The 1,789-nt window shown below is 51.2% G+C and carries 2 protein-coding genes; both read left to right on the plus strand.

Annotated elements, in window-relative coordinates; translation table 11 throughout:
* The first annotated feature begins 70 nt into the window (after nt 1-70).
* A complete protein-coding gene (locus KQJ23_RS23510) occupies nt 71-1,285 on the plus strand; it encodes a cysteine desulfurase (protein WP_216481327.1) in 1,215 nt (404 codons plus the stop codon).
* Nucleotides 1,285-1,707 carry a Fe-S cluster assembly sulfur transfer protein SufU gene (sufU, locus tag KQJ23_RS23515; RefSeq protein ID WP_216481326.1) on the plus strand — a complete coding sequence of 141 codons (423 nt, stop codon included), beginning with the start codon at nt 1,285-1,287 and terminating at the stop codon, nt 1,705-1,707. Before KQJ23_RS23510 ends, sufU begins: the two co-directional genes overlap by 1 nt.
* The last annotated feature ends 82 nt before the right edge of the window (nt 1,708-1,789 follow it).

A 1,789-nucleotide genomic window follows, 5' to 3' on the forward strand; every position in this document is an offset into this window, starting at 1 on the left:
TCGTCTCAGATATTCCACTGGAACAGCTGCAACAGCAATTGCAGGGATTAGTGGAAAGGAAGTTAGGCCAATGAATGCGGAACTGATTAAATCCCAGTTTCCAATTTTGAATCAAGAGATAAATGGGCACCCGCTGGTCTATCTGGACAGTGCGGCAAGCTCCCAGAAGCCGACAAAGGTACTTGAGGCTGTTCAGAAGTACTACGAGCATGACAATGCCAATGTGCATCGGGGCGTTCATACGCTGGGCAGTCGGGCTACAGATGCTTATGAAGGGGCGAGAGCGCGCGTTGCCCGTTTTATTGGGGCGGCCGGGACGGAGGAAATTATTTTCATGCGCGGAACGACCACTGCACTGAATCTGGTGGCCTCCTCCTATGGCCCGTCGGTGCTTGAAGCCGGAGATGAGATCGTAATCACTCCTATGGAGCACCACAGCAACCTGATTCCTTGGCAGCAATTAGCCAAGCGAACGGGAGCTGTGCTGAAATATATACCGCTGCAGCCGGACGGTCATGTCGAGCTTGAGGATGTAGAGAAGACTGTGACCTCCAAGACGAAGATTGTCTCGATAGCTTATGTGTCGAACGTGCTTGGCGTAGTGAACCCTGTCAAGGAGATTGCGGCTATCGTTCATCGCCATGGCGGTGTGATGGTCGTTGATGGTGCTCAAAGCACGCCTCACATGAAGGTGGACGTCCAGGATTTGGATTGTGACTTCTACGCCTTTTCCGGCCATAAAATGTGCGCGCCGACTGGAATTGGAGTACTATATGGAAAGAAGCATCTGCTGGAATCGATGGAGCCGATTGAATTCGGCGGCGAAATGATTGATGATGTCGGGCTATATGAGTCGACATGGAAGGAGCTGCCTTGGAAATTTGAAGGCGGGACCCCGATCATTGCAGGGGCTGTGGGACTTGCCGCAGCTATCGATTTTCTGGAGGAGATCGGTCTGGATGAAATCCACCGTCATGAGACAAAGCTTGCTGCGTATGCCATCGAGCGATTGTCAGAGATTGAAGGCTTGACGCTGTACGGACCCCGGGAGCGTGAAGTCGGGTTGCTGACATTCAATCTGCTCGACGTTCATCCGCATGATGTCGCTACCGTCCTTGACACGATGGGAATTGCGATCCGTGCAGGACATCATTGCTGCCAGCCCTTGATGCGTTGGCTGCAAGCAAGTTCAACAGCAAGAGCCAGCTTGTACATGTACAACACGGAGAAGGATATTGACCGGCTTGCGGAAGCTTTAATCCAAACAAAGGAGTACTTCGCGTAATGCAACTCGATGATTTGTACCGCCGTGTTATTATGGATCATTATAAAAACCCGCGTAATCGCGGAAAGTTTGAAGAAGGAGCCTTGACGATTGATCTGAACAATCCGACTTGCGGGGACCGGATCTCGTTGCAGCTTCAGGTTGAAGATCACATCGTCAAGAACGCCAGATTCACAGGGGAGGGCTGCTCCATCAGCATGTCCTCGGCCTCGATGATGACAGAAGCGGTCAAGGGCCGTACTGTCGAAGAAGCATTGGAGCTGGCGGACCGGTTCTCTAGCTTAATGAAGGGCGAACCGGTTGAATTTGATGATTATGAAGATATCGAAGCACTGTCAGGCGTAAATAAATTTCCGGCCCGGATCAAGTGTGCCACCCTTGCGTGGAATGCACTCAAAAAGGGTATGGAACAGGAAAGCTAATCATTATTTTGAAGGAGGTAAGGCACCATGGCTAAAAAGGCCCCTGAGATGGAGGAGTATAAATATGGCTTCCGTGACGAGC

It is taken from the genome of Paenibacillus brevis (assembly GCF_018919145.1).
Lineage (GTDB): Bacteria > Bacillota > Bacilli > Paenibacillales > Paenibacillaceae > Fontibacillus > Fontibacillus brevis.

Coding starts and splice junctions, on each gene's coding strand:
- KQJ23_RS23510 (WP_216481327.1), top strand. CDS start 71: ATGAATGCGGAACTGATTAAATCCCAGTTTCCAATTTTGAATCAAGAG.
- sufU (WP_216481326.1), top strand. CDS start 1,285: ATGCAACTCGATGATTTGTACCGCCGTGTTATTATGGATCATTATAAA.